29 protein-coding genes are annotated in these 26,630 nt (G+C 34.7%); 19 read left to right on the top strand and 10 right to left on the bottom strand.

Going from position 1 to position 26,630, the window contains the following annotated elements; all coding sequences use genetic code 11:
* Positions 1–39 precede the first annotated feature (39 nt).
* On the top strand, positions 40–876 hold the full coding sequence (locus RCJ96_RS15575) for a metallophosphoesterase family protein (protein ID WP_416504570.1): 837 nt from the start codon (positions 40–42) through the stop codon (positions 874–876).
* Between the two features lie 180 nt (positions 877–1,056).
* On the opposite strand, the gene RCJ96_RS15570 is transcribed toward RCJ96_RS15575, so the two are convergent.
* Positions 1,057–1,821, bottom strand: a complete 765-nt coding sequence (locus RCJ96_RS15570) for a DUF1836 domain-containing protein (RefSeq protein WP_016087514.1) — start codon at positions 1,819–1,821, stop codon at positions 1,057–1,059.
* Between the two features lie 259 nt (positions 1,822–2,080).
* On the opposite strand from RCJ96_RS15570, the gene RCJ96_RS15565 reads away from it, so the two are divergent.
* Positions 2,081–2,530 carry a hypothetical protein gene (locus RCJ96_RS15565; protein ID WP_000914472.1) on the top strand — a complete coding sequence of 150 codons (450 nt, stop codon included), beginning with the start codon at positions 2,081–2,083 and terminating at the stop codon, positions 2,528–2,530.
* The gene (locus tag RCJ96_RS15560) at positions 2,518–2,826 is read left to right on the top strand and encodes a YxcD family protein (RefSeq protein ID WP_000447759.1); all 309 of its coding nucleotides are present in this window, start codon (positions 2,518–2,520) and stop codon (positions 2,824–2,826) included. Before RCJ96_RS15565 ends, RCJ96_RS15560 begins: the two co-directional genes overlap by 13 nt.
* Positions 2,827–2,850: 24 nt before the next feature.
* Here RCJ96_RS15560 and RCJ96_RS15555 read toward each other — a convergent pair whose 3' ends face one another.
* The 4 genes from RCJ96_RS15555 to RCJ96_RS15540 form a co-directional block, all read right to left on the bottom strand.
* Complete coding sequence (locus RCJ96_RS15555; RefSeq protein WP_416504569.1) at positions 2,851–4,086, bottom strand: NAD(P)/FAD-dependent oxidoreductase; 1,236 nt, start codon at positions 4,084–4,086, stop codon at positions 2,851–2,853.
* The gene (locus tag RCJ96_RS15550) at positions 4,083–4,415 is read right to left on the bottom strand and encodes a (2Fe-2S)-binding protein (protein WP_074608588.1); all 333 of its coding nucleotides are present in this window, start codon (positions 4,413–4,415) and stop codon (positions 4,083–4,085) included. Before RCJ96_RS15550 ends, RCJ96_RS15555 begins: the two co-directional genes overlap by 4 nt.
* Positions 4,412–4,684: a (2Fe-2S)-binding protein gene (locus RCJ96_RS15545; protein ID WP_000182232.1), complete on the bottom strand. Its 273-nt coding sequence runs from the start codon at positions 4,682–4,684 to the stop codon at positions 4,412–4,414. The genes RCJ96_RS15550 and RCJ96_RS15545 overlap by 4 nt, the downstream gene beginning before the upstream one ends.
* Before the next feature lie 74 nt (positions 4,685–4,758).
* A complete protein-coding gene (locus RCJ96_RS15540; protein WP_242303784.1) occupies positions 4,759–6,420 on the bottom strand; it encodes a sigma-54 interaction domain-containing protein in 1,662 nt (553 codons plus the stop codon).
* Between the two features lie 180 nt (positions 6,421–6,600).
* On the opposite strand from RCJ96_RS15540, the gene RCJ96_RS15535 reads away from it, so the two are divergent.
* From RCJ96_RS15535 to RCJ96_RS15505, 7 genes are all read left to right on the top strand, one after another.
* The gene (locus tag RCJ96_RS15535) at positions 6,601–7,776 is read left to right on the top strand and encodes an NAD(P)/FAD-dependent oxidoreductase (RefSeq protein ID WP_270795872.1); all 1,176 of its coding nucleotides are present in this window, start codon (positions 6,601–6,603) and stop codon (positions 7,774–7,776) included.
* On the top strand, positions 7,773–8,810 hold the full coding sequence (locus tag RCJ96_RS15530) for a proline racemase family protein (RefSeq protein ID WP_270795871.1): 1,038 nt from the start codon (positions 7,773–7,775) through the stop codon (positions 8,808–8,810). The genes RCJ96_RS15535 and RCJ96_RS15530 overlap by 4 nt, the downstream gene beginning before the upstream one ends.
* Entirely contained in the window at positions 8,807–9,748 is a 942-nt protein-coding gene (locus tag RCJ96_RS15525; RefSeq protein WP_353823125.1) for a proline racemase family protein, read from the top strand. Before RCJ96_RS15530 ends, RCJ96_RS15525 begins: the two co-directional genes overlap by 4 nt.
* Before the next feature lie 22 nt (positions 9,749–9,770).
* Positions 9,771–10,667 (top strand): 4-hydroxy-tetrahydrodipicolinate synthase, encoded by an 897-nt coding sequence (dapA, locus tag RCJ96_RS15520; protein WP_074608596.1) that lies wholly within the window; start codon positions 9,771–9,773, stop codon positions 10,665–10,667.
* Positions 10,668–10,685: 18 nt separating this feature from the next.
* Entirely contained in the window at positions 10,686–12,170 is a 1,485-nt protein-coding gene (locus RCJ96_RS15515; protein WP_074608597.1) for an aldehyde dehydrogenase family protein, read from the top strand.
* Between the two features lie 130 nt (positions 12,171–12,300).
* Positions 12,301–13,800: an alanine/glycine:cation symporter family protein gene (locus tag RCJ96_RS15510; RefSeq protein WP_446699813.1), complete on the top strand. Its 1,500-nt coding sequence runs from the start codon at positions 12,301–12,303 to the stop codon at positions 13,798–13,800.
* A gap of 93 nt (positions 13,801–13,893) precedes the next feature.
* Positions 13,894–14,262, top strand: a complete 369-nt coding sequence (locus tag RCJ96_RS15505) for a carboxymuconolactone decarboxylase family protein (RefSeq protein ID WP_074608600.1) — start codon at positions 13,894–13,896, stop codon at positions 14,260–14,262.
* A 67-nt stretch (positions 14,263–14,329) separates the two neighbouring features.
* On the opposite strand, the gene RCJ96_RS15500 is transcribed toward RCJ96_RS15505, so the two are convergent.
* Positions 14,330–14,971, bottom strand: coding sequence for an HD domain-containing protein (locus RCJ96_RS15500; protein ID WP_000875269.1), 642 nt, complete (start codon positions 14,969–14,971; stop codon positions 14,330–14,332).
* Positions 14,972–15,077: 106 nt separating this feature from the next.
* On the opposite strand from RCJ96_RS15500, the gene RCJ96_RS15495 reads away from it, so the two are divergent.
* The 4 genes from RCJ96_RS15495 to RCJ96_RS15480 all read left to right on the top strand — a co-directional run bounded on the left by RCJ96_RS15495 (position 15,078) and on the right by RCJ96_RS15480 (position 19,314).
* Positions 15,078–15,581: a GNAT family N-acetyltransferase gene (locus RCJ96_RS15495; protein WP_071728925.1), complete on the top strand. Its 504-nt coding sequence runs from the start codon at positions 15,078–15,080 to the stop codon at positions 15,579–15,581.
* A gap of 224 nt (positions 15,582–15,805) precedes the next feature.
* Complete coding sequence (locus RCJ96_RS15490) at positions 15,806–16,471, top strand: lytic polysaccharide monooxygenase (RefSeq protein WP_000850061.1); 666 nt, start codon at positions 15,806–15,808, stop codon at positions 16,469–16,471.
* A 161-nt stretch (positions 16,472–16,632) separates the two neighbouring features.
* Positions 16,633–17,562, top strand: a complete 930-nt coding sequence (ppaC, locus tag RCJ96_RS15485; RefSeq protein WP_000416844.1) for a manganese-dependent inorganic pyrophosphatase — start codon at positions 16,633–16,635, stop codon at positions 17,560–17,562.
* A 105-nt stretch (positions 17,563–17,667) separates the two neighbouring features.
* Positions 17,668–19,314: a M3 family oligoendopeptidase gene (locus RCJ96_RS15480; RefSeq protein ID WP_416504568.1), complete on the top strand. Its 1,647-nt coding sequence runs from the start codon at positions 17,668–17,670 to the stop codon at positions 19,312–19,314.
* A gap of 18 nt (positions 19,315–19,332) precedes the next feature.
* Here RCJ96_RS15480 and RCJ96_RS15475 read toward each other — a convergent pair whose 3' ends face one another.
* Positions 19,333–19,530, bottom strand: coding sequence for a DUF4017 family protein (locus RCJ96_RS15475; RefSeq protein WP_000790449.1), 198 nt, complete (start codon positions 19,528–19,530; stop codon positions 19,333–19,335).
* A gap of 161 nt (positions 19,531–19,691) precedes the next feature.
* Here RCJ96_RS15475 and RCJ96_RS15470 point away from each other — a divergent pair, with 161 nt between their 5' ends.
* The 5 genes from RCJ96_RS15470 to RCJ96_RS15450 all read left to right on the top strand — a co-directional run bounded on the left by RCJ96_RS15470 (position 19,692) and on the right by RCJ96_RS15450 (position 24,003).
* Complete coding sequence (locus RCJ96_RS15470) at positions 19,692–20,897, top strand: peptide ABC transporter permease (RefSeq protein WP_242303792.1); 1,206 nt, start codon at positions 19,692–19,694, stop codon at positions 20,895–20,897.
* 20 nt (positions 20,898–20,917) lie between these two features.
* Positions 20,918–21,367, top strand: a complete 450-nt coding sequence (locus tag RCJ96_RS15465; RefSeq protein ID WP_074608604.1) for a DUF6884 domain-containing protein — start codon at positions 20,918–20,920, stop codon at positions 21,365–21,367.
* A 239-nt stretch (positions 21,368–21,606) separates the two neighbouring features.
* Complete coding sequence (locus tag RCJ96_RS15460; RefSeq protein ID WP_000135293.1) at positions 21,607–22,341, top strand: N-acetylmuramoyl-L-alanine amidase; 735 nt, start codon at positions 21,607–21,609, stop codon at positions 22,339–22,341.
* Positions 22,342–22,766: 425 nt separating this feature from the next.
* On the top strand, positions 22,767–23,597 hold the full coding sequence (locus tag RCJ96_RS15455; RefSeq protein ID WP_242303793.1) for a GH25 family lysozyme: 831 nt from the start codon (positions 22,767–22,769) through the stop codon (positions 23,595–23,597).
* A 217-nt stretch (positions 23,598–23,814) separates the two neighbouring features.
* Complete coding sequence (locus tag RCJ96_RS15450) at positions 23,815–24,003, top strand: hypothetical protein (RefSeq protein ID WP_416504567.1); 189 nt, start codon at positions 23,815–23,817, stop codon at positions 24,001–24,003.
* On the opposite strand, the gene RCJ96_RS15445 is transcribed toward RCJ96_RS15450, so the two are convergent.
* The 3 genes from RCJ96_RS15445 to RCJ96_RS15435 all read right to left on the bottom strand — a co-directional run bounded on the left by RCJ96_RS15445 (position 23,988) and on the right by RCJ96_RS15435 (position 25,684).
* Positions 23,988–24,440 (bottom strand): hypothetical protein, encoded by a 453-nt coding sequence (locus RCJ96_RS15445; protein ID WP_074608608.1) that lies wholly within the window; start codon positions 24,438–24,440, stop codon positions 23,988–23,990. The genes RCJ96_RS15450 and RCJ96_RS15445 overlap by 16 nt on opposite strands.
* A gap of 135 nt (positions 24,441–24,575) precedes the next feature.
* Positions 24,576–24,932: a cytoplasmic protein gene (locus RCJ96_RS15440; protein WP_071728930.1), complete on the bottom strand. Its 357-nt coding sequence runs from the start codon at positions 24,930–24,932 to the stop codon at positions 24,576–24,578.
* Positions 24,933–25,060: 128 nt separating this feature from the next.
* Entirely contained in the window at positions 25,061–25,684 is a 624-nt protein-coding gene (locus RCJ96_RS15435; RefSeq protein ID WP_416504566.1) for an acetylglutamate kinase, read from the bottom strand.
* Positions 25,685–26,630: the final 946 nt, after the last annotated feature.

Below are 26,630 nucleotides of genomic sequence, written 5' to 3'. Positions count from 1 at the left end.
TCTGAATATAGCATGAATTAGGGAGAGTGAATAAAATACATGAAATATAAAATTGCATTACTGGCAGATGTACATGGAAATGCAACTGCTTTAAAAGCAGTTATCGAAGATTCTATGAAAGAAAGTGTGACTGAGTATTGGTTTTTAGGAGATTTAATTATGCCTGGTCCTGGATCGAATGATTTATTTGAAATGTTAGAAAGTATTAACGTTGATACTTATGTACAAGGAAACTGGGAAGATAGCTTTCTTGATGTTCTTAATAAAAACATTGATATTGATAACGCAACTGATATTTATGTTTCTAGATTAGTTCAGTATCAATGTGAAAACTTGGATGAAAACTATATTAAGAAAATTAAAAATTTACCATTACAGATAATAAAACAGGTTAATGATTTATCGATCAGTATTAGTCATAATCTACAAAATAAAAATTACGGGGGAGATTTGTGGCCAACTAATAATCAGGAACAGTTTGACCGGTTATTTGATCGTGAATATGATATCGCGATTTACGCTCATACCCACCATCAATTGTTGCGCTATAGTAGCAATGATCAATTAATTATTAACCCAGGAACAGTTGGACAACCTTTTTACAAGTGGAATAAGCTAAACTCTGACTTACGTGCTCAGTATGCAATTCTTGAGATTGATGAGGCAGGGATTGCGGAGGTGAGATTTAAAAAAGTTTCTTATGATGTAGAAAAGGAATTAAAAAACGCTATTAGTAAAAATCTTCCTTATATTGATTTATATCGCGAATTGCTCGAGACTGGAAAAACTCATACTCACGATATTGAATTATTGCGAGAAATTAATGATAAATACAATTACAACGATGATGTAATTAAGTTTATCGAGAAAATCTAATAGGCATTTAATAGCACGAAATGAAAATTGTTGAATGAATTATAGATTAGTAATAATAATTACATAATCAAGAGTAATTGTAAAATGAAACTTATATGTAAACGATTTTTGCATCTTATATTGATATAAAAAACAAGCATCTCCCAGTTCTACATATAAGATAGGGGGATGCTTGTTTTTTTACGGTTTCACATCTAAATTTTGTAGAAATAAAGTTGCTGTTACGTAACGTTTCGCTAACATTTGTACATAAGCGGTATGTACAGAGAGTGTGGCGATAATAATGGCGTTACGAATTGCTTCGCGTTGTTCATTATTAATTTGATCGAACTTGCTTGCAATTTTATCAGCTCTTTCTTTTACGATGTTTTCAATTGTATGGATTGTATCTGTTGCATTTAATTGTAAGCAATTCCCTTGATTGAGTTCTTCAAATAGAGAAGAGTATGCTCCATATAAATGAACAGGATTGATTAAGTCATCACTTCGATCGGCTGGGTCATTTACGATAAGGCGTAATAGCTTACGAATGGATTCGAAATCAAGTGCTGTTTTTAAATCTTCAACAATGAATAGTAAGGCTGCTTGTTCAATTGAATATTTTTTTCCTTTTTGAGGAGAGCCAATCATTTCTTTTATATCTCGTTTCACCCAGTTCTGCATGGCTGTTACTGAGAAACTTGTATTTTCAATTTGATTGCCAAGCGCAACTATTTCATTTAATGAAAAACCAACGTCCGTATCTTCAATCTTAATTAGTTTTTCGAAAATAGGTGAAAGTGCGGTAGTAATAAAAGCAGTAACGCTTTGTCCGCTTTCAATATCTTTTTTATGTGACTTTGCCCAAGCTTCTTGTAAAATACCGAGAGGCTTTTTCGTATTCCAACCTCTTAGTGATAGAAGAAGGGTAGCCATTTCGTTTCGTGTGAGATGAAATGTTTCCATCTTTTCACCTCCATAAATAATAAAAAGTTCTTATGAACCTATAATATGTTTTGTTTCATTTAAAGTCAATTCTGTTTTGCTTAATTTTTCCTTATGTCATAAAACTGTCGGAAGTAAATAATACTTGCATATTTCGACAAAAGTTCATATAATAAGTTCATAAGAACCTTAAAATGTTCTTAAAAATAAATCTATCATTCTGAATTTACTAGAGAGATAGATTTCACATATATCTATATAAAAGGAGAATGGATATAATATGTTGAAAAAACTTGTAGCAGTCATGACAGCATTCATGGTAATCTTTGGTGCTAGTAGCTTTATGTTCGTAGATCATGCGGCAGCGAAAAGTTACAAATCTGGTAAAAAATCATTTTCACCAAGTTCAGGCCAAAAATCAAAAGTTGATTTAAACAAAAAAGATTCAAATGTAAATTCTCAAAAAACGACTCCAGATTCAAAAACGAAAGCAACAAACACAGCACCAAAAAGTAATAAAGGAAGCTTTATGAAAGGTTTATTACTAGGTGGTCTTGGTGGTTTACTAATGGGTAGCTTATTTGCAAATATGGGAGCTCTTGGTTCTGTATTAGCATTTATGGTAAATATGTTAGTAATGGCTGGTATCGTAATGTTAGCAGTTCGTGCATTTAAATACTTCAAAGATCAACGTAAGAAAAAGGAAGATGAAGTAGCATGGAAACGATAAAAATTTCTGAACAAGAACTGATTAATGCACTTTGCGTATATATCGCTGAAAAAAGACAAGTTGGTCCAGAAGAAGTTTTAGTTGAACTCATGTACGACGATGACTACGGTTTCTCTGCTGAAGTAGAGGTAAATGGTCGCCAACAAATTTTAATTCAAGCGAACTTAATCGAAGCACTACGCTTATTGCTTGACAGAGAATATAATGTCAATTCATTTGCGGCAAGATTACAACTTGAATTAGATGATGAAGAAGGCATTTACGCATTAGCGAAATTTAATAACTCAGATGAGTAGGAAAAAGAGCTGCTGAGAGTAATCTCAGCAGCTCTTTTTAGTATGGGCATATGCAAGGGAATAATCCTGCCAAATTTCATTCATCTTCCGTCTACCGACATCAACACCTTGGTTAAATTGAATAGCAGCTTGTTGACGTACCGCATGTACATGTTGGATCGCTTGTTGTAAGTGTTGTTCAACCGAATGAGATTTTTTATTTGCTTGTTTTACAATTGAATATCCGGCAACAGTTCCTTGTGCCATTGCAATTTTCCCGCTTTCAATGCCAGTTATATTGCCGGCTACAAATAAACCAGAAAGAGGGGTTTCCATTGTTTCAGAATGGAGAGGAACATGACCGCCTAATTCCGGAATGTAACGGAAAGGGCAGCCAGCTACAGCAGCTAGTTCAGCAAGAGGATATAAGCCGCCGGCAATACAAACGAAGTCTACCTCATATATTTGTTCCGATCCAGTTACGATATTTCCTTTCGTATCAATATTAGCAATGCGTACACCTTCAACTTGATCTGTTCCGATAATTTCAAGCGCTGCTTTTCGAAGGTGAAGAGGTGTACCGTTTATTTTCATTCCGCTGTTTGGATAGAAGGTTAATCCAGCTTGTTTAGCCCAATTATATTTCATCAATTTACTACCTATACGTAATAAAGGTGACGGGGCAAGGTGTGCAGCATGTAATAGAGAATTTAAAACTTCTTCCGGTTCTCCAGCCTGTTGACTTAATTCACTTTTTTCAGGAAGGACGATATGTTCAACTTTGATGCCTGCTAATTGTAATTCATTCAAAATAGCGAATGACAAAATGTTAGCACCAATAATGATTCCTTTTTCCCCAACTTGAACGCGATGAACATTTGTCATTACTTGGGCTGCCCCGATTGACATGACTCCTGGAAGTGTCCAACCGGGAAGGGGAATGGAGTACTCAGCAGCGCCAGTAGCAAGTAAAACGAACGGTGCTTCTAACGTACCGATATTCGTATGTACGAACCAACAACTTTCATCTTTATCTAAATTATAGACGGAAATACCGCATCGAATATGAACTGAAAGTGATTTTGCTTCATCGTGAAGTCGCTTCGATTCTTCTATTCCGTTCCACCATTCTCCAGAAGGCTCTTGATGTAATTGTCCTAACAATCTCCCGCCAGGCTTCATAAATTCATCAATAACAAGTACATTCAGTCCAAATCGAGCGCAAGAGATAGAGGCTGATAAACCCGCTGGTCCAGCTCCGATAATTATGACATCATTCATCGCTTTTTCACCATCTCTCTAACGATATTTGGATGCTGTTTACCACTATCAACAACCATACCGTTTTCTACAACAGTTAAGCATGATCGTACGTTTGCTTGATTGTTTACAGTGACACGGCATTCAGAACAATGTCCGATATTACAGTAAATACCTCGCGGTGTCCCGTTATCTTCGTGCACTCTTAATGTTCTTATTCCGTTTGCAAGTAAAGCGGCCGCAATCGTTTCATGTTCATATGCTTCATATTGTTGACCGTTAAATTGAAAAGTAATGCGATTACTATTATGTAAACTTCCTAAAATAGGGTGATGTGTAATTCTACTCATTTACTTTCACCTACCGATCCAAAAGTAACTGCTCGTACCGGTGGTTGATATTTCAATGGAATATCATTTGTAGTTACGCCTGGATTTGCATGTTCAATCATTCGATCTATCATCATTCTACATGTGCGGCCACCGCAAAATCCCATGCCAGCACGTGTTCTTAGTTTTAATTCTCTTGCCGAGCATTTATAATCAGCAATTGTCGATTGAAGTTGACCGTATGTAACTTCTTCACATCGACAAACAATTAAGTGGTCTTTATTCGTCATATGTATTCCTCCTCTAGTTCGGTTTGCACAAATTATATAATGCAAAAACTATGCCAATATAGAGGAGGGAAGGTTTATTGTAATCCAAGTTTTTTTAAACGGTTATATAAAGTAGCCCTCGTAACACCAAGCTGTTTCGCACATTCTAATTTATTCCCATTCAAAATGCGTAAAGCCCTCTCAATGACTTTTTTCTCATGTTCCTCCATCTCTTCTTGTAAAGAGAGGATTGTATTATTGTTGCTGAGTAATAGGGAATGAGTCGAATGTTCGTCTAACGTTTCAGTTGTATGGAATGGTAAATATTCTTGTTTTATAATACCGTCAGTCGCAAATACGACAAGTCTTTCAATAACGTTACGGAGCTCGCGAATATTACCTGGCCAATTGTAATGAAGCAGTTCATGCATAATGCTTGAAGGTAAGTCGCGAATGGGTCTGTTATAGTTTATTGAAAAATCGTTTAGGAAAGAATAGGTTAATTCAATAATATCTTCGCGTCTTTCGCGCAGCGGTGGAATATGCAAACTAACTACATTTAGGCGATAGTATAAATCTTCTCGGAACGTGCCTTTTCTCATTTCTTCTTGTAAATCACGATTGGTAGCAGCGATAATACGGAAGTCAATATGAATCTCTTTTTCTCCACCAACTCGGTAATATTTTCGTTCTTGTAGTACGCGCAAAAGTTTCACTTGCATATCGAGCGGCATTTCTCCTATTTCATCAAGAAATAATGTGCCGCCTTGGGCGAGCTCTATTTTACCTTTCTTACCTTTACTATTTGCACCAGAAAACGCCCCGCGCTCATACCCGAATAATTCGCTTTCAAATAACGCCTCTGGAATGGCACCACAGTTAATCGAAATAAAAGGTGCCTTCGCTGCCTCACTAGCTTCATGAATTGCTTTCGCAAATACTTCTTTTCCAACACCACTTTCACCGAGTATTAAAACAGTTGATTTCACCGAACAAACTTTTCTAGCTAATTGTATTGTTCTTTGTATAACAGGACTCTTTCCATTCATCGCAAGAAAAGGATCTGATTCATCTTTATACTTTGCTACTTCTTGTTCTAAACGGTGCATTTCATGTGACATATTGAATAGTTTTTCATTTAATGCGACTTGATTTGTAACGTCAGTTTCTGAAACGACTGCTCCTATAATTTCACCGTTACAATAAACTGGATTTGAGTTAATTAATACGAATAAATCTGGACGAGGTTGATGGAACTGAGCGATTATACTTTTTCCGTCATGTAATGATTGCAAAATTTCCAAATCTTTATAGTCAAAAAAACGAGTGATAGGTTGCCCAATAATTTCATTATGCTTGACTGAAAAGATCTTCTCGGCGCCATCTGTCCAGGTGCAAACGCGTTCTTTATCATCGATGACTGTAACGGAAGAATCCGTTGTTTGTATTACGGTGTTATAAAAAGAATGGAGTTCATTGTATGACTTAACAAGAAACGGGATGATTTGCTGAGCTGTTATACAGCATATAGGCTCTTTATTTTCGTTCATTATGATAACGACTATTTCATTGGAAAACGCGTCAATTAAAGCGGTGAATGATTCATCTTCATATATTACTGCGCAGTTATATTTTTCTGTAGTAGAAGGGCGGTAATAATACTTTCCGTTAATTTGCTCAATATGTTGCAAGCAGTATGTATGATCAATGGATAAAATTTTTAGAAATTCTTTTATTGAGGGAAATGAGAATGCCATATTGTCCTCCTATTATGTATAAAAATTTTGACAGTGATAAAAAAATAATACACTTATTTGCGATAAATTTAAAATATTTTTACAAGTAAAAATATTATTTGTAAAAATTGTATATATGTACAGTTGGCACGTCAATTGCATAAAAGAAAGTGAGAGCTTTAGGGGAAGGAGGAGTATTTTGTGAGGCACTGCGACGTTTTAATAATTGGCGGCGGTATTATTGGCTGCTCGATCGCTTATTACACTTCAAAATACGGAAGAGACGTAACAATCATTGAAAAAGGAGAATTTGTCAGCGGGACGTCTTCACGCTGCGATGGAAATATTTTGGCTATTGATAAAGACCCAGGATTTGATAGTCAAATGTCGTTAGTAAGTCAAAAATTAGTAACGGATTTAAGTGAAGAGTTAGAGCACTCATTTGAATATAGGGCACCAGGAAGTATTCTCGTATGTGAGTCGGATGAAGAGATGGAAGCAGCGCAGCAATGGGTGAATCGTCAAAAAGAAGCGGGTTTACCGTTTCGAATGCTTGATAGGCAAGATATAAGAGCGGAATCGCCATTTTTTGCAGATGATTTATTAGGCGGGTTAGAATGCGCAACAGATTCGACTGTAAATCCATATCTTCTTGCTTTTTCACTTCTTGCAGAATCGAAGAAATATGGTACGAAGGCTTTTAATCATACGGAAGTAAAAGAAATGAAAAGAGATAAAGACGGTTCCTTTATTGTAGAAACGACAAATGGGACGTTTACTGCGAAGCAAGTGGTGAACGCAGCGGGTGTGTGGGCTCCGAAAATCGGACAAATGTTGGATATAAATATCCCAATTGAACCGAGAAAAGGGCATATTATTGTAGCTTCAAGGCAACAACACGTTGGTTGCCGTAAAGTAATGGAATTTGGTTATTTAATTTCTAAATTTGGTGGAAAACGAAAAGTGGATGCTTTAACTGAAAAATATGGAGTAGCTCTTGTGTTTGAGCCGACAGAAAGCCAAAATTTTTTAATTGGTAGTAGTAGAGAGTTTGTAGGGTTTCATACGAGGATAAATAACGAGGTTATTAAATGTATTGCGAACAGAGCAATACGTTTTTATCCGAAAATGGCGGATATGATGGTGATTCGTTCATATGCTGGATTACGCCCGTGGACAGAAGATCATTTGCCGATTATTTCACGTGTGGAACATATCCCAAATTACTTTATAGCAGCAGGGCATGAGGGGGATGGCATTAGTCTTGCCGCAGTTACAGGAAAAGTGATTGAAGAGTTATTAAACGAAAAAGAAACAATCATTCCTATTGAACCACTTCGTTTGAGTCGTTTTACAGAAAGGGTGTTAAACGGATGAGGTCACAAAGAGTCTTTACGACGATTGATACACATACGGGTGGGAATCCAACGAGAACATTGATTAGCGGCCTGCCTAAGTTAATAGGCGAGACGATGGCAGAGAAGATGTTACATATGAAAAAGGAGTATGACTGGATTCGCAAATTGTTAATGAATGAACCGCGTGGTCATGATGTAATGTCAGGAGCACTATTAACAGATCCGTGTCATCCTGAAGCAGATATTGGTGTTATTTACATAGAGACAGGTGGATATTTACCGATGTGTGGTCACGATACAATTGGTGTATGTACAGCTTTAATTGAATCAGGTTTAATTCCGGTAGTTGAACCGATTACCTCGTTAAAGTTAGACACGCCAGCCGGCTTAGTTGAAGTGGATATCTTTGTTCAAGATGGAAAAGCGAAAGAAGTCTCCTTTTGTAACATACCAGCTTTTTTACTGAAACACATTACTGTAGACGTCGAAGACATTGGAACTGTAGAGGCGGATATTGCGTATGGAGGGAATTTTTATGCCATTATCGATGCGAAATCAGTAGGGTTAGAGTTAGTACCAGAAAACGCATCTACAATCATAGATAAGGCAATTTATATAAGAAATATCATTAATGAGAAATTTGAAATCATTCATCCAGAGCATTCGTTTATTAGAGGATTAACCCATGTGGAGTTTTATACAGATCCTACACATGAAAGTGCGCATGTGAAAAATACAGTTGTCGTTCCGCCTGGAGGAATTGATCGTTCTCCATGTGGTACAGGAACATCAGCAAAGTTAGCGGTATTATATGCTAACCAAAAAATTGAGATTGATGAAGAGTTTGTTCACGAGAGTATCGTTGGCTCTTTATTTAAAGGTTGTGTCATAAATACGACAAATGTTGAAAATATTGAAGCTGTCGTAACGAAAATTACAGGTTCAGCTTGGCTTATGGGGATGCATAGATTTTTTTACAATGAAAAGGATCCACTGAAAGAAGGCTTTTTGCTAATTCCGCCGATGGAACATGAAACGGAGGATGTAAAATGAACATTCAAAAAATGTATACAGCAGTAGACGTACACGTAAATGGAGAGGCATTCCGTGTAATCAAAGATGTACCATGCAAGTACTACTACAATTTAGAACAATTAAACGAACAATTTTCAGGTGAATTAGCAGAAGAAATGCAGCTTTTATTAAATGAACCGCGTGGTTTTATCGGTTTAAATGGATGTATCGTCGTTCCTTCTATTCATCCGGAAGTCGATGCAGCTGTATTATTTTTTAATCATGAAGGGTCAATTCCTCTCCATTACGGAGGTATTGTCGCAGTCATAACGATGTTACTAGAAAGCGGCTATTTAAAAAAGAGAGAGACGAATCAATACAAAATCGAAACGTTATCTGGCATATTTTCAGTCCATGCGTATGTAGAGAATGATGAAGTTGTATCTGTTTCGTTTGAAAGTAAACTATGTTATTTGATTGAGAAAAATTTACAGGTTGGTAATATAAGTTACTCTCTTATACAGGCAGATAAAGTATACGCAGTTGTAGAAAAAGGTGCGTATTCTCCAGAAATTTGTATTGAAAACATTTCTGAGTTGAAAAAATGGGGAGAAGCTACACTCCAAACTATACAAAAACAGTCGCTAATAAAAAGGCTTATTTTAGTAGAGCCTTCGCAGAAAGAGAAGAACCATATAAAGTCGATTACCTTTCATGAAGATAGCTTTATCGTACGTTCGCCGGGGTTTGTCTCTACTATTGTGTCATTTGTTCATACGTTATTTAAAAACGATAGTATAGCGGATAAACCTTTTATAAATGAAAGTATATTTAATAGCTTTATAACAGTTGAAAAAGTGAAAAGGGAAGAAACGGGTTACATTTTCCGTTTTGAAAGTAGAGGTTTTATTACAGGGGTGCAGACATTTCTACTAGACCCTACAGATCCATTTCCAGCAGGATTTTTATTAAAATAAAATGGTAAGGGGAGAGATAAATATGAAAACAATTAAAGGGGCATTTCCAGTATTAATCACACCGATGGATGAGTTTCAAGAAATTAATTGGAACGGTGTAAAACAAAACGTAAACTACTTTATTGAGCAAAAAGTGGCTGGCATTATTATAAACGGAAGCACAGGAGAGTTTGTTAGTTTGTCAAAAGAAGAACGATTTAAAATGGTAGAAACAGTATTAAAAGAAGTTAATGGCCGTATTCCGGTTATTGTTGGAACTGCAGCAGAAACGACGAAAGAAACGATTGAATTTACAAAACATGCAGAAACGCACGGAGCGGACTGCGCATTAATTATTAACTCATACTATTGTAAGCCAAAAGAAGAGGAAATTTATTTTCACTTTAAAGAAATCTCAAACGCTGTAAATATACCAATTATGTTATACAATAATCCGTTTACATCTGGTGTTGATATGAGTACAGAACTCATGCTACGTATTGGAAAAGAGTGTGAAAATGTTACACATATTAAAGAATCTAGCGGAGATATTCGAAAAGCAAGAGATTTAGTAAGACAAGGCGAAGGTGCGTTTCAAGTATTCTGTGGATCTGAAGATTTAGTTATGGAATCTTATTTAGTTGGTGCGACGGGCTGGGTTTCAGTAGCAGGTAATATCGTACCGGGACTTGTTACGAAAATGTATGAGCATTTTCATAATGGTGAATTAGAAAAAGCTTGGGAAATAAACGACGCTATTTTACCTCTTTGCGAGTTTCTTGAAGGATCAGGAAAGTATGTGCAAATTGTGAAACGATCAATGGAATTACACGGGCAAGCTGGAGGACCTTCACGTTATCCGAGACTCGGATTAACTGAAGAAGAAGATCAAAAACTTCAAACGATTATTTCAAAAATTGCAGCTCATGCAGCTGTTTAAATAAGGAGGAGAGCATAAATGTTAACGAAAAACATTGAACTAAAACCAAAAGTGAAAGCGTTTTTAAATGAAGAAATTAAAATGTTTATTAATGGTGAATTTGTTCCTTCCATTAGTGGAAAGACATTTGAGACATACAATCCAGCAACTGAAGATGTTTTAGCTATCGTATGCGAAGCACAAGAAGAGGATATTGATGTCGCAGTAAAAGCGGCAAGATCTGCATTTGAATCAGGACCTTGGGCAGAAATGACTACTGCTGAAAGAGCACATCTTATTTATAAATTAGCAGACTTAATTGAAGAGCATGGAGAAGAATTGGCGCAGTTAGAAGCTTTAGATAACGGGAAACCATATCAAGTAGCACTGGATGATGATATTGCAGCGACTGTAGAAAATTATCGCTATTATGCGGGATGGGCTACGAAAATTATCGGGCAAACCATTCCGATTTCAAAAGATTACTTAAATTACACACGCCATGAACCTGTTGGCGTTGTAGGTCAAATTATTCCTTGGAATTTTCCGCTCGTTATGTCTTCTTGGAAAATGGGAGCTGCACTAGCAACAGGTTGTACGATCGTATTAAAACCAGCAGAGCAAACTCCTTTATCGTTATTATATACAGCGAAACTTTTTAAAGAAGCAGGTTTTCCAGATGGTGTTGTAAACTTTGTGCCAGGTTTCGGCCCTGAAGCGGGAGCTGCAATTGTAAACCATCATGATATTGATAAGGTAGCCTTCACAGGTTCAACAGTTACAGGAAAATATATTATGCGTCAATCTGCAGAAACAATTAAACATGTAACGTTAGAACTTGGTGGTAAATCACCAAATATCATTTTAGAAGATGCTGATTTAGAAGAAGCGATTAACGGTGCATTCCAAGGTATTATGTATAATCACGGCCAAAATTGTAGTGCTGGATCTCGCGTGTTCGTTCACCGAAAACATTACGAAACCGTCGTAAATGAACTAGTAAAAATGGCGAATAACGTGAAACTTGGAGCAGGTATGGAGAAGGAAACAGAAATGGGTCCACTCGTATCTAAAAAGCAACAAGAGCGTGTACTACATTACATTGAACAAGGAAAAGCTGAAGGCGCGACTGTTGCTGCTGGTGGTGAACGTGCATTTGAAAAAGGTTATTTTGTACAGCCAACCGTATTCACAGATGTTACTGACGATATGACGATAGTTAAGGAAGAAATCTTCGGTCCTGTTGTCGTTGTACTTCCATTTGATTCAACGGAAGAAGTAATCGAAAGAGCAAATCGTTCGTCATATGGGCTTGCTGCGGGCGTATGGACACAAAATATTAAAACAGGACATCAAGTTGCCAATAAGTTAAAAGCAGGAACAGTATGGATTAATGATTATAACTTAGAAAATGCAGCGGCACCATTTGGTGGGTTTAAACAATCTGGAATCGGTCGTGAGTTAGGTTCATATGCGCTTGATAATTACACAGAAGTGAAGAGTGTTTGGGTAAATATAAAGTAATAGAGAATCTAACTGTTAATAAATAGAGGGATGAAATAATAAGAGATACGGACAACTGGAAGATTTAATAATAGTTGTCCGTTTTCTTATATATAAAATAGTTTTCAAAAGAATGATAAGGGGGATTTGGATGGAGCAATTAGTAGAGTGGTTAGTAGGGCAAGTATGGAGTATAGGGCTAGTTATTTTCGCATTAGGGGCAGGGGTGTATTTTACTATTGTAACTCGTTTTCTACAAATTCGTTATTTTAAAGAGATGATTAAACTATTATTTGAAGGGAAGAGCTCGGAGACGGGAATTTCATCCTTTCAAGCATTTTGTTTAGCCTTATCAGGTAGGGTCGGAATAGGTAATATTGCAGGGGTCGCAACAGCTATCGCTTTCGGCGGGCCTGGAGCTGTATTTTGGATGTGGGTAATGGCTCTTTTAGGAGCAGCTAGTGCCTTTGTCGAATCAACATTATCTCAAATATATAAAAGTAAAGTTGGAAATGAATATCGCGGTGGTACACCGTATTTCATTGAAAAAGGCTTAAACATGAAATGGTTTGCTGTCATTGTAGCGGTCGTTGTAACACTTTCATATGGTGTTTTATTACCAGGTATTCAATCTAGTAGTATCGCAGTTGGATTCGAAAACTCTAATGGGATTAGCAAATATATAACTGGTATATTGTTAGTCATATTATTAGCAGCAATCATTTTTGGTGGCGTAAAGAGAATTGCAGGCGTTTCTCAAATGCTCGTTCCATTTATGGCAATTGGTTATGTAATTGTTACATGTATCGTATTAATTGCGAATGTAACAGAAATTCCAAGTATGTTCGCTTTAATTTTCTCAAGTGCTTTCGGTGTAAATGAAATGTTTGGTGGAATCGTTGGTGCAGCAATTGCATGGGGCGTAAAGCGCGCTGTATTTTCAAATGTAGCTGGCGTTGGAGAAGCGACGTATAGCTCTGCTGCGGCTGAAGTATCTCACCCAGCAAAACAAGGGTTAGTTCAAGCTTTTTCTGTATACATTGATACAATTATCGTATGTACAGCGACAGCTCTTATGATTTTAATAACAGGTATGTATAATGTTATACCGGAAGGGAAAAGCGCTATTGTAAAAAATATAGGGAATGTTGATGCTGGTCCAATCTATACACAACAAGCAGTTGAAACTGTTATGACTGGGTTTGGTCCATTATTCATTTCAATCGCAATCTTCTTCTTCGCATTTACAACTTTACTCGCATACTACTATATCGCTGAAACGACACTTACTTATTTAGATCGTGAGCTTAAATATAGCTGGTTAAAACCAGTTTTGAAAATTGGATTTTTAATTATGGTTTACATTGGTAGCATAGAATCAGCGTCGCTTTTATGGAATCTTGGGGATTTAGGAATTGGTAGTATGGCATGGTTAAACTTAATTGCGATTCTACTATTAAGTAAAATCGCATTAAAAGTGTTAAAAGATTATGAAGCGCAGAAAAAAGAAGGGAAAGATCCAGTATTTGATCCTAAAAATGTAGGGATTGAAGGTTTAACATTTTGGGAAGACAGAAGTAAAGAGGTTCAAAGAAAAAACGTTAAAGAACAAGCGGTAGTGGATGATAGTCTGAAACTGCAGTTTAAATAAACTGAATATTAATTCTATTTAACGAGGTATATTGCCTTCTTTTCATCACATACTACAGTAGGTACAGATAATTTGAATGGGGGTAATAATAAGATGGAACACGAACAACATCATAGTTCAGTAAATGACGTTCTACATCATTATAAAGAAGGAATCGGTAGTTTTACAAACCAAATTCCTGAAATTGCTGAAACATATAATGCATTCACGCAAGCTTGTTTTCAAGAGGGCACTTTAACAAAAAGGGAAAAACAACTTATCGCATTAGGAATTAGTCTAGCAACGCAAGATGAATATTGTACCATTTATCATACAAAAGGTTGTCTTGATCAAGGGTGTTCAGATAAAGAAATTCTGGAAGCGTGTGGTGTATCAGCAGCATTTGCTGGTGGAGCTGCAATGAGTCAAACGGTAACTTTAGTGCAAGAGTGTTTAACAGAACTGAAAAATCATAAGCATTGAATAGAAAAAAACGTTTTAAACTTTATGTTTAAAACGTTTTTTATGTGAAGTTAAATTTGTATTCACTTTAATATTTTATATCTTCATAAATCGAATTCTCTACATCAGGAAGAACTGTGTATATGCTTTTACCGATTAAAGCTTCTAATTCTTTCTTAATTGCATAAAACCCTTTCCAATGTAATGATGTATGAGACGTTGTACCGTGACGTAAACCAACGGAAATCAATCTTCTTTCCAGTGTAGTAAAACCATCCGCGTCAGCAAGAGCATCACAAAGAGTAATTACTTTATTGTATAAATCGTAGTTACAATGTTCATTCAATATTTCAACTAACTGGATTCTCATATGGTCAGGAACGAGACTCCACTCCGCTGCGATATCTATATGTTCATTTTTGCATGGGAATGAGTGTGTAACACAAATAACAGCGTTTCCTGTATACCCTAAATCATTCATATACATATAACCATCATAGGAATGAATGACCGATTTGGTAAAACCTTTGTATCTTCCGATATCATGCAAAAGGGCAGCATTATATGCTATATCAGCATCTAGGTTATACCCATTTTTAATAAGTTCTATAATTATGTTTTCAGTTGCCTGAGCAACATTTATTGAATGTTCAAACCAAGGACCGGGGTTTTGTTCATATGCCCATTCGAGTACTTCTTTTGCATATGTTCTATCTACTATATATTTCATATCGTTATCCTTTCCCTAAAAAATCATGTTTTAAAGAATTTCATCTTAGTATATCATTATTCCTGCTTTAAAAATTGGTACAATGAAACAAAAGGGGGGATTAGTAATGCAAAATTTAGTAATTGAAGAGGTTAAGCAAATAAAAGATGATGTGGAAGAGCTTTCTAACCTTTTGAAAACGGTTGTAGATGATGGAGCGTCAATTGGTTTTTTACCTCCACTGGAACAAAAAGAATCAATAAAGTATTGGCAAACTGTTATAGCGCCAGAAGTGATCTTATATGTCGCTAAAATAAACAATCAATTGGCAGGGAGTATTCAATTACATTTAGTTACAAAGCCTAACGGAATTCATAGAGCCGAGATTTGTAAGTTAATGACTCATCCAAACTTTAGACGTAATGGTATTGGACGTTTACTTATGCAAAAAGCAGAGGAACGAGCGAAGCAAGAAAATAGGTCTCTTTTAGTGCTAGATACGAGAGAAGGAGACCCTTCCAACAGATTGTATAAATCATTAGACTATCAAGAAGTTGGAAAAATACCAGAATACGCAATATCTCCAAATGGTAATTTAGATGCCACGGTTATTTATTATAAATTTTTATAAGTGATGGTTACAATGCTATCATGCTTAAAATAATAAAGTTCGATTTTTAACACCGTCTATATTTCTCTAGCGGTGTTATTTGAATTTAATTAATGTGCTAATTGAATTTGAGAAAGTTTTTAGAGGGTTCTTTTAGTAATGTTCCTCGACTTATAATGGATGTAGAGAAGATGACTAGGCAACTATAGTTATTTTCGCTTTATTATGGGAAAGGGGATGACGAGATGAAAACGAAAGGTTTACAGAAGGTGAAGAAAGTTATATTAAGTGGTGGGATATTACTTACAGGATTGTTAACATTCGGCTTTTCAGAAAAGGCTTCAGCTCATGGATACGTAGAATCACCAGCGAGCCGTTCTTATTTATGTAAGCAAGGGGTAAATGTAAATTGTGGTCCGATTCAATATGAGCCGCAAAGTGTAGAAGGAATAGGTGGATTCCCGCAATTAGGACCTTCTGATGGACAAATCGCAGGAGCTGGCCATTTCCCTGCTTTAGACGTTCAAACAGTTGATAGGTGGAAAAAAGTTACGTTAAACGGCGGGACGAATACATTTAAGTGGAAACTAACTGCACCTCATAGTACGAAAGAATGGAAATATTATATTACGAAAAAAGATTGGAATCCAAATAAGCCACTATCACGATCTGATTTAGATTTAGTACCTTTCTATGTGAAAAATGATGGAGGAGCTAGACCTGGAACTTCAGTAACACATGAAGCAAATGTACCAACTGATAGAAATGGATATCACCTTATTTTAGCTGTGTGGGAAATAGCGGATACTGGAAATGCATTTTATCAAGTGATAGATGTTAACCTTGTAAATAACGGTTTAGCATCAAATAACGTGCTAAATCATGTAGTGCAAGTTCCTACATTATTTTAAATAAAGTATACATTTCGATCATCTAATTCATTTTAGATGATCTTTTTTATAAAAAACGATGAAAAATATAGAAGAAAGTGCAATTATTTATAAAAAATTATGCTTTAAATATTGTCATATTTGCTTCTTTAAGATATCCTTTTCATGAAGAGGTGGAAAACATGGAAAAAGTACTAGTTTTCGGGCATAAAAACCCAGATACAGATGCAATTTGTTCTGCAATTGCTTATGCAGAATTGAAAAAAGAATTAGGAATGAATGCTGAGCCTGTACGTTTAGGCGAAATCAGCGGTGAAACTCAATTTGCGTTAGACTATTTTAAAGTAGAAGGACCGCGTTTTGTTGAGACAGTAGCAAACGAAGTGGACAACGTTATTTTAGTTGACCATAACGAGCGTCAACAAAGTGCTAACGATATCGAATCTGTTCGTGTGTTAGAAGTTATTGACCATCACCGTATTGCTAACTTTGAAACAAGCGATCCTATTTACTACCGTTGTGAGCCAGTTGGTTGTACAGCTACAATTTTAAACAAGATGTACAAAGAAAACGGCATTACAATTCGTAAAGAAGTTGCAGGTTTAATGTTATCTGCAATCATTTCAGATTCTTTACTATTCAAATCTCCAACTTGCACAGAGCAAGACGTAGCAGCAGCTCGTGAATTAGCGGAAATCGCTGGTGTAGATGCTGATAAATACGGCTTAGAAATGTTAAAAGCTGGTGCTGACTTAAGCGGAAAAACAATGGAGCAATTAATCTCTCTTGACGCTAAAGAATTCCAAATGGGTAATGCGAAAGTTGAAATTGCACAAGTAAACGCTGTTGATACGAACGACGTTCTTGTACACCAAGCAGAACTTGAAAAAGTTATCTCTGCAGTAGTAGAAGAAAAAGGTTTAGACCTATTCTTATTTGTTGTAACTGATATCTTAACTAACGATTCTGTCGGTCTTGCAATCGGTAAAGCAGCAAACGTTGTTGAGAAAGCATACAATGTATCCCTAGAAAACAATACTGCTACATTAAAAGGTGTAGTATCTCGTAAAAAACAAATCGTACCAGTATTAACAGAAGCATTCCAAGCTTAATATTATTGAGTATGATTTAACAAAAAGACAAGTAGTCAGATTGGCTACTTGTCTTTTTCTTTCTCTAAAAAACAGAAAATTAGAATTTTAAAAGGAGAGTTGTGTATGTTTAATGATTTGGAGAGTAAATTACAGTCACTTTTAGAGCGAAATATTACTTCTGTTTTAGAATTAGAAAATTGGCTTTTCGATGAATTGCGTGTAAACGCTGAAATAGAAGAGAAGATAACAAGTAGTTTAATCGCCACGTATAGAGATACAGATAACAAAAATATGCGTGATTTACATATGTATAATCAAAATACAATTCAACCACTTTTAAAAAGATACAATGCAAAGTTTGACCAAAAATTTATAGAGTGTCCGTTTTCTGACTTATTAGACGAGCGAAAATATGGATTTATGAAAAAAGCAAGATTTGTAAAGAGTAAAATGTTTAATGAAAAAAACATTGCTCTTTCTATTAAAGAGCAAGAGTGCATTACGAAGTATAGAGAAATAATGTCTAACATAACAATTAATTGGGAAGGCGAGCAAAAGACGTATGCACACGTTAAAGCAAAGCTAGATAACCCAAATAGAGCTATTCGCGAAAAAGCTTGGTACGCTTTATGTGAAGCAAGGAGTGTAGTGAAACCAGAAGTGGATCGTATTATGAATGAACTTATACAATTGCGGAATGAGATAGCTTTAAATGCAGGGTTTAATAATTATAGTGAATATGCTTTTAAACAAAAAAACAGAGATTACAGTATTGATGATTGCTATAAGCTCCATGAATCTATAGAAAAGTATGTTGTACCAATTTGGAAACAGTTAGGAAGTATTTCTAAAAAGAATCTCGATGTAAAAACGTATCGCCCTTGGGATCTTTCTCCATGTAATTTACCAAAAGCCCCATTCCAAAATGCTATTAATTTATTGGATGGGGTGGAAGAAATGTTTCGGACGACAGATTTATATTTTTATGAGAAATTTATTCATATAAGGAAAGCTGGATGCATTGACGTAGAAGAACGTGAAAATAAAGCACCAGGAGCTATTTGTTTTACCTTGCCTCATAGTAAAGAGGTTTTTGTGTATTCTAATTTTAGTCCTTCATTTTATGCAATTAATGCACTTATACATGAAGTGGGGCATGCATTTCATTTTTATAAACAATTTAAAAACGATAGTAGTATGCAGGAAAGATATCTGCGCGAAGAGGTGGCTGAACTTTATTCCCTCAGTCTTGAGTTATTAGTAATGGATAAGCTGAATGTTTTTTATAAGCAAGAGGATGAATATAAAGAAGTGCAACGCGTACAAATATATCGTGTTTTGTCTTTATTAATGTCGTCAATTGCGGGAGATGTATTCCAGCACTGGATCTATGAGAATCCAAACCATACACCAGAAGAACGTGATAAGAAATACGCCGAAATATGCAAAAGATATCAATATTCAACAGTCGACATTGCAGGATTAGAGGATGAAATTGGTGCAAGTTGGATAGAGTCATTTCACTATGTTCAGTTTCCTTTTTATAAAATTGAATATGCAATTGCACAAATAGGAGCAATGCAATTGTTTCAAATTTACCGGGAAGACCCAGAAAAAGCGATTGCTTTCTTTAAAGAAGGTGCGAGTGCAGATTGGAATTTATCTATACAAGAAATATATGAAAAAACAGGTGTCACGTTTGATTTTTCGGAAGAAAGGATAGAAAGTACTGCAAGTGTTATTTTGGATTTAATCAATGAATTAAAATAAGGATAGCATTCGCTATCCTTATAACTGTTTATTCGTAGATTTTTTCTTGTTTATATAAAATGTAATAATAGCTGTAATTAGGAAAATAGGTAGGGCATACGCTTGCCCAACAAACAATTTCCAGCCAATATGATTATAGCCTTGGGATGATGGAGCAATCATAGCGATTATGCAAACAATAATATAAAGTACTAGTGCAGGGGTTATATTTTTCATTTGTTCACCTCCTTTTCATAAAATCATCACATGTATATTTGTATAATACATTATAGTTTGAGATAAAATATATGTTTTTCTAATAATTATGTAAATAAAAGGGTTGTTTTTAAGTGGAATAGAATAGGTGTATGTAGAATGATATAGGGGTGTTACATATAATGAACAATATACTAAACCAAATAAAAAAAGAAGTAAATATGGATTTATTAAATGGGCTATGGCCTGGTTTTAAGAGGGCTGCATTTGCATTATATGATGATGAACATGTGTATGTATTTCATCATCCTCTATTTTTGAAAGATAATGATGAGTATAGAGTTTTAAAGTGGGAGGAACAATTTAAAGGTGATACTTGCATTCTATTCAAAGATTATCCAACTGCCATCGTAAATATGAATAGATATAAAGATTATGCAAGTTTACTTGCGATTGTGGTGCATGAACTTTTTCATTGCTATCAATATTTGAATAAAGAAAGTAGATTTCCAAATGAATCTCTAGGATTTCAATATCCTATAATAGAAGAAAATATACAATTGCGAAATAAAGAACGAATTTGTTTATATGATGCGGTTCATTGCAAGTCACAAGCTGAGAAAAATAATTATATTAAGCAATTTATTGAATTAAGAGAGCAAAGAGTTAGTGTTATGGGAGAAGCTTTTATAACATATGAGTATATGGTTGAAAGTATAGAGGGGCCTGCTTGGTATGTTGAAATGAATGCCTACAATGCAGTATGTAAAAGTGATGAAAGCGACACATTACGAAAATATAGCGGCCTCATTTTAGATGTATATGATGCTAATTGTAACATGAGAAAGAGCTGCTATAGTTCAGGAATGCTTTTATGTTTATTATTAGATGAAATCCTCCCTGAATGGAAAATAAGTTTCTTTAATAGTGATAAATCGTTATATGCTTTTTTAAAACAAAATATAAATGTGGATTTGAGTTTAAATAATGAAATTACAATAAGTAAAGAAACGAAGCAAATCCTTCATTTTGTTCAAAACGAAAGAGATAAGGAGATTAAGCAATTCTATGGTGAAGAAGGGTATGATCTGTATATTGTAGGGGATATAAAATTAAATTCGTTTAATCCAATGAATGTAAAGTTAAACGGAAATAAAGTATTACATAAAACATTTTTAAGTGTAAGTATACATAATAAAACATATATGATAAATCAGCCTGTTTTAGCATCATTTGAAGAAGATTTTAAAAATATGACACAAGTTCATATTATAATGAATGAAAAACCGATAGAAACAAAAAATGGTTGGAACGTAGTGGGGATTGGAGAGATAGAAGCTGAGTATGAAGAAGTAGAGAATTCTCTATTTTTATATTTAAAAAGTTAGAAGTGAGGTAAGTAAAAACGATGAGAAGGTTATGCATAATTCCATGCGGAAAGAAGAAAATTTGGGATAAGTATCCTGATTACGGACCGATGGAGGCAAAAGATGTATATATTAGCCCGTTCGGAAAAGCATGTCAGGCATATGCAACAATGTTTTTTGAGAGTTGGGTTATATTATCGGCGAAGCATGGATTTTTAAGGCCAAATGATATTGTACTAGAAAACTATGATCTTGCGTTTGATTCAAAGAGCGATAAGGTAATAAGTATAGAGCAATTACAAAAACAGATGGTAGATAAAAGTTTACTACAGTTTGACGAAATCGTCTTACTTGCAGGGAAAAAGCATAAAAAAGTAGTAACAAAGCTATATCCAGAAGAAATGATTACATATCCGTTAGAAGGATGTAAAGGGATTGGGTATATGTTGCAGAGGTTAAAAGGGGCAGTGAAGGAAGAGGAGGAAATATAAGTATAGTTTCGGTCACCATGATCTTAAACTGTATTTAGGGAGCTAAAACGTAAAATAGAGTTTTTAAGCATCGCCAAAAAGGTGATGCTTTTTGTTCGTGTCACCACTTTTTATAACGAAAACGAATTGCCTTCACTTTTAGAAAATGTAGGATGTATGGGTACAGTTAAGATTGTAAGTGGGAATAGCAATAAGACAAGTTTTGAATATGATATTAAGAAAGGAGATGTTGATAAATAATGGCCAGATATAGTTTGCACGGAGGACACAATAGTATTGTTCAAGGTGCTAATTTTGGGAATCGGAAAGAACATGTTCTAGATAGGCAAGTTAAAGATGCTGTGGCGGCTAAGTTAAGATCCCTAGGACACACGGTTTATGACGATACGGACGAGGTAGGGACAACTCAATCACAAAATTTAAATAATATCATTCGGAATAGCAATTCCCATGCTGTGGATTTAGTTATTTCTTTTCATCTTAATGCAAGTGATGGAAATGGACAGGGTGTTGAGGTTTTGTATTATGATCAGAAAGATTTGGCGGCTAAAATATCAGCTCAACTAGCAAAAGATATTGGATGGCGTGATCGAGGTGCGAAACAACGTACAGATTTAGCGGTATTAAATGGAACGAAGGCACCGGCTATTCTTATTGAATTAGGATTTATTGATAATGAATCCGACATGGCAAAATGGAATGTTGATAAAATCGCTAATTCTATTGTATTTGCTCTTACAGGACAAACTGGAGGAGGTGCAACGGACTTGCTCAAAGTAAAAACTGGTGGTGTAGCATTTAGCAATTTACAAGCTTTGGCTCAGGCGATGGTTGATGCGGGTATTGATGGACAAATTGTCGTTCAGAAAGATGGCATTGGTTATGCTATAACGAATGGCTATCCGTCCGGAAATATCGATAAATTTACAGCTTGGTTAGATGCACGTAAATGGTACTATGAGTATTTGAGATAAAACGAAAATTAGTTTGATTAAAAACTAAAAATTGTCTTATTTTTAGCTAACAAGTATATTAAGTAATTAATAATTATGTAACTATAAATATGGATAATGTATATGTAAAGTAGTACACAAAACCACCTATCAGAAAGGTGGTTTTGTGTATCCCGCTTTAATGGGCAGTAAAATTCATACCTCAAAATTCGGATGAAGCTAAGAAATTAGCTGGGAATTGCACTGCTTGTGGCCTCCTACTGATTATAGTTTAGAGCTTTGTAAGTCTTTACTTATTAAACCCGTAATAATATTTTATTTTCTCAATACATAAGCCGAATTTTAAATTATTACTAAATAATACAATACTTCTCATACTATTTATTAGATGATAATAGCAAAAAAACAAGCTTTGAATATAATAATGAAAAAGAGGATGTGAAATAATGGGTTATATTGTAGATATTTCGAAATGGAATGGCGACATTAACTGGGATATTGCAGCACCACAATTAGATTTTGTAATTGCACGTGTGCAAGATGGTTCAAATTATATAGATCCTTTATATAAAAATTATGTACAAGCAATGAAAGCAAAAAATATTCCGTTTGGTAATTATGCGTTCTGTCGTTTCGTTTCAGTAGAGGATGCACGGATAGAGGCGAGAGACTTTTGGAACCGTGGTGATAAAAATGCAACAGTTTGGGTAGCTGACGTAGAAGTAAAAACAATGAACGATATGAGAGCGGGTGCACAAGCTTTTATTGATGAATTACGCAGATTAGGAGCTAAGAAGGTTGGTTTATATATTGCTCATCATATGTATGATCCATTTGGAATGGCAAATGTCAATTGTGATTTTGTATGGATTCCTCGTTATGGTGGTAACAAACCAGCCTACCCATGTGATATTTGGCAATACACAGAAACAGGGAATGTAGCTGGCATAGGAAAATGTGATTTAAATAAGTTAGTGGGAAAGAAGCCGTTAGTTTGGTTTACTAATCAAACTGTTGAACAATCGACAAAACAAGAAGGAGTTGGAATTATAGTGAATAAATTTAGTAAAGTTGTTACGTATGAATTTGGTACAGCGTTAGTAGTAGAAATGTTAGGAATGATGGATGCTCTTGGGTATGAATCTCGTATTATCTCATATGGAGATAAACAAGGATTAGTTAGATTTGAAACAGCATATCGCCAAGGGAATGAATTAGATCGAGCGACAGCGTGGTTAGATGCTAAAGGACTTAAATATTTTTATACAAAAGAATAGTTTGCTAAATAAAAAGCCGTCATGTGACGGTTTTTTATTTTTATGTAATCTTTTAACTCTACTTATAATATGGAGAAAATAGACTAATAAACAAGCCTTTGTATACTTTCAAACATAGAATATGATGAATTCTATCAAGGAGGAAGCATATTTATGAGAAATACTTGTCATTGTGGACATTTTCAAGATTGTAATAAATTTTGGGATGATTTGATGTTTGGGAGATGTAGATGTAAACGCAATGATTTTCACGAGTGTTGTTGCAAAGAGAAACCAAAGTGTGAGTGTGAAAAATGTCATTGTAAAACAAAAGCGAAATGCCATTGTAGGCATGAAGAGGAAGGGTATTAATAATAAAAAAGAGTACGATACGTACTCTTTTTGGGGAGATTATATTCCATCTTGAACAGATTTCTTTACAATTATCCATGTGTCTTTCTTTTTAACTGTTATAGCTACATTAGTTCCATTAGATTCCTTATAAAAGATATATCCATTGTTTGAGTTTACATATGTGACTGGTTCGCCTATGCAATCTCGCGAGCAGGATTTGTTGACTAGTTCAATTAGGGATAGTTCGCTTGGATCTGTTTTACTTGCTTCTATAACAGCATCAAGGTTCGTTTTTCGATAGCCTTGTAAGTTGATATGAAAAAGCTGCTCTATTTCTCCTGTAATGCTAGTGTTCATTACTTCTACTGAATTCTTTTTTTCTTGAAGAAAGCCTTTTTCATAAAGTAATTTTGTATATCCAATCCATGCTATTAACACTAGCATGAAAAACATACCCGTCATTTTAAGCATTCGTAGTCGTTTACTTACAATAGTTTCTGAGTATTTCATTCAGTCTAATCCTCCAATGTTTTTAATTTAAAATATGCTTGGATACATACTTTTAGAAGAGGATGAAATTTAATGAGTTTTCAATAAAAAAGAAAACATCCAGAGTTAGATGCTTTCTTTTTTTGTTTTTTTTTGCTATCTGTTAGTTACTTGTTTCATAAGTGGTCTTATTTCTTTAACTGGTGGTTTCTTATCATAGGCATCAACATAAGAAAAGTAGTAGTTTAAGTTTCTTAGAAGTCCTTTTCCTATTTTAGCACTTAAGAATGGAAAGACTTGTCCAGTATAATCATCAAGAGATTTACAGTAGTATTTTTCATCTAAATATATACTGTATTTACATGTTAGTTCTACTAGCGGGTTCCCTTCATCATCAATTACTTCCTTAGAATCAATAATGTCTATTAATGCAAATTTTTCATTCAGATATACTTTCTTCTTTTTCTCATGTTTATTTGTAAGTATAAATACGAGACCAATGGCGTTAATCAAACTATTTCCTCCTATAAAAAACGGATATTAATAAAATATATCGATATAAGCTAAATGTAAAGAGCATGGTGAAATATCCTTAATAGAAAACTTAACAAGCCGATTTGTTTTTTCAAACCGGCTTGTTGTTATTGAAATACTTGCGGGAATTGCTGTACGATTGCGTTTGTTATCATGTCGGACACTTCTAAAGCTTCTTTTTCAATTTTATCGTACAATTTTACTCCTGCTTCATAATCTTTATTTAGAAATGCCAGTGCTTCTGCTTTTGTTAATGCTAGATGTTCATAAAACATTTGTGTAAATTCTTCTTTTTGTATATATGGGTTGATGCTAGTAAGAAACGCTACAATTTCATCACCGTTAGCGTACCATTTTTTCTCTATAGCGACAGCTGCGTTTTGGTCACCAGCTTTTGCGGCTTTAACAAGATCTGCTGCAATTACTAAGTGGTCTTTAATTAATGCACTATATTTTTTTACTGCATCTTCACCATAGAATGGTTCAAGAGATAGTCCCATATGTGTTGCATTTTGAAGAAGCCGTCCAACAGTAACGTTTACGTCAGGTAAATTGAAAACAATACTTATAATAGCTAATCTCGTCCAAGCGACATGTTGTTCCCATAAAGAACGCATGTAACCTTTTAAAAAATTCTCGTTTTTACTAATTCGGTAATTACGTACAGATACATCAAAGTTTACATAAGGATTATGATAGGGGGAGTAATACGATTGCCAATATGAATACATAAATAGTAACACTCCTTTGAACATGTATAACTCAAAGTATGATGAAAATTTATTTTTAGTTACGTGTCCTAGATTAATTTCAAAAAATGATATGGAAAAAGATGAGTAATTTTATTGCGTTATATATAAATAAAATGAATATAAAGTAAAAGAGGCTCTGCAAGGGAAGTTGCAGAGCCTCAAAAGGGTATTGCCGAGATGTCGGACTCGACTACGTAATATTATCATAAAATTCTATTAAAAAAACCTGGTAAATGTGTCCAATTGAAAGTGAGTCTTTAATAAAGTGAAAGGGACCTGCTTCCCGCGGCAGATCCCTTTCACTAGATAATGTCGATGAGCAAAAACTCATCTGGAGTACCTTTATAGTAACAAGTGAAATTTGTTTTGTGTATTGAGAAAAAAGAATTAGATAATTAAATGTTAAGCATTTATATTTTACCTTTTGTGATTATCACCATTTGTAGTGAGTGGATTAAGATTATAAAATGGCGATAAGATTTATAATTACATCTAATAGTGTTATGAAATATATAATAATAAAAAAAGACCCGCTTATATAAGCGGGTCAACTTAAGGGGTTTATCCAACAGAATATTTCATATGATAACAATTGTATTGTAGTAAGTCCATAAGGTTTATATTGAGAAAATGATTATGAATGATCTATTTCGTACGTGTATTAACGTTTAAAAAGTTGAGAAAGACAATGAAAAAGCTTTCTATAAGAAAAAAATGGCTGGTACTTATAATATGATTCATATTTCCACGCGTCATTATTTGAGAATTGGAGTTGGTTCGGTACGGTTTTTTGTTTGATGGCACTCATATTACGGTGCTTCATATAGTAACCTCCTGAATTCATATGTATAAGATTAGTAGTATTCAAGGAGAATTAATAAAATGTGTATTTATTTTAAAATTTATTATAGTACTAATCATTCTC

Source organism: Bacillus sp. BSL6 (assembly GCF_052928345.1).
This window is presented reverse-complemented; position numbering and strand designations above follow the sequence as displayed.

What these genes read in the sequence shown, in the direction of transcription:
- RCJ96_RS15575 (WP_416504570.1), top strand. Translation starts at nt 40, where the DNA reads ATGAAATATAAAATTGCATTACTGGCAGATGTACATGGAAATGCAACT.
- RCJ96_RS15570 (WP_016087514.1), bottom strand. Translation starts at nt 1,821, where the DNA reads ATGGAAACATTTCATCTCACACGAAACGAAATGGCTACCCTTCTTCTA.
- RCJ96_RS15565 (WP_000914472.1), top strand. Translation starts at nt 2,081, where the DNA reads ATGTTGAAAAAACTTGTAGCAGTCATGACAGCATTCATGGTAATCTTT.
- RCJ96_RS15560 (WP_000447759.1), top strand. Translation starts at nt 2,518, where the DNA reads ATGGAAACGATAAAAATTTCTGAACAAGAACTGATTAATGCACTTTGC.
- RCJ96_RS15555 (WP_416504569.1), bottom strand. Translation starts at nt 4,086, where the DNA reads ATGAATGATGTCATAATTATCGGAGCTGGACCAGCGGGTTTATCAGCC.
- RCJ96_RS15550 (WP_074608588.1), bottom strand. Translation starts at nt 4,415, where the DNA reads ATGAGTAGAATTACACATCACCCTATTTTAGGAAGTTTACATAATAGT.
- RCJ96_RS15545 (WP_000182232.1), bottom strand. Translation starts at nt 4,684, where the DNA reads ATGACGAATAAAGACCACTTAATTGTTTGTCGATGTGAAGAAGTTACA.
- RCJ96_RS15540 (WP_242303784.1), bottom strand. Translation starts at nt 6,420, where the DNA reads ATGGCATTCTCATTTCCCTCAATAAAAGAATTTCTAAAAATTTTATCC.
- RCJ96_RS15530 (WP_270795871.1), top strand. Translation starts at nt 7,773, where the DNA reads ATGAGGTCACAAAGAGTCTTTACGACGATTGATACACATACGGGTGGG.
- RCJ96_RS15525 (WP_353823125.1), top strand. Translation starts at nt 8,807, where the DNA reads ATGAACATTCAAAAAATGTATACAGCAGTAGACGTACACGTAAATGGA.
- dapA (WP_074608596.1), top strand. Translation starts at nt 9,771, where the DNA reads ATGAAAACAATTAAAGGGGCATTTCCAGTATTAATCACACCGATGGAT.
- RCJ96_RS15515 (WP_074608597.1), top strand. Translation starts at nt 10,686, where the DNA reads ATGTTAACGAAAAACATTGAACTAAAACCAAAAGTGAAAGCGTTTTTA.
- RCJ96_RS15510 (WP_446699813.1), top strand. Translation starts at nt 12,301, where the DNA reads ATGGAGCAATTAGTAGAGTGGTTAGTAGGGCAAGTATGGAGTATAGGG.
- RCJ96_RS15505 (WP_074608600.1), top strand. Translation starts at nt 13,894, where the DNA reads ATGGAACACGAACAACATCATAGTTCAGTAAATGACGTTCTACATCAT.
- RCJ96_RS15500 (WP_000875269.1), bottom strand. Translation starts at nt 14,971, where the DNA reads ATGAAATATATAGTAGATAGAACATATGCAAAAGAAGTACTCGAATGG.
- RCJ96_RS15495 (WP_071728925.1), top strand. Translation starts at nt 15,078, where the DNA reads ATGCAAAATTTAGTAATTGAAGAGGTTAAGCAAATAAAAGATGATGTG.
- RCJ96_RS15490 (WP_000850061.1), top strand. Translation starts at nt 15,806, where the DNA reads ATGAAAACGAAAGGTTTACAGAAGGTGAAGAAAGTTATATTAAGTGGT.
- ppaC (WP_000416844.1), top strand. Translation starts at nt 16,633, where the DNA reads ATGGAAAAAGTACTAGTTTTCGGGCATAAAAACCCAGATACAGATGCA.
- RCJ96_RS15480 (WP_416504568.1), top strand. Translation starts at nt 17,668, where the DNA reads ATGTTTAATGATTTGGAGAGTAAATTACAGTCACTTTTAGAGCGAAAT.
- RCJ96_RS15475 (WP_000790449.1), bottom strand. Translation starts at nt 19,530, where the DNA reads ATGAAAAATATAACCCCTGCACTAGTACTTTATATTATTGTTTGCATA.
- RCJ96_RS15470 (WP_242303792.1), top strand. Translation starts at nt 19,692, where the DNA reads ATGAACAATATACTAAACCAAATAAAAAAAGAAGTAAATATGGATTTA.
- RCJ96_RS15465 (WP_074608604.1), top strand. Translation starts at nt 20,918, where the DNA reads ATGAGAAGGTTATGCATAATTCCATGCGGAAAGAAGAAAATTTGGGAT.
- RCJ96_RS15460 (WP_000135293.1), top strand. Translation starts at nt 21,607, where the DNA reads ATGGCCAGATATAGTTTGCACGGAGGACACAATAGTATTGTTCAAGGT.
- RCJ96_RS15455 (WP_242303793.1), top strand. Translation starts at nt 22,767, where the DNA reads ATGGGTTATATTGTAGATATTTCGAAATGGAATGGCGACATTAACTGG.
- RCJ96_RS15445 (WP_074608608.1), bottom strand. Translation starts at nt 24,440, where the DNA reads ATGAAATACTCAGAAACTATTGTAAGTAAACGACTACGAATGCTTAAA.
- RCJ96_RS15435 (WP_416504566.1), bottom strand. Translation starts at nt 25,684, where the DNA reads ATGTATTCATATTGGCAATCGTATTACTCCCCCTATCATAATCCTTAT.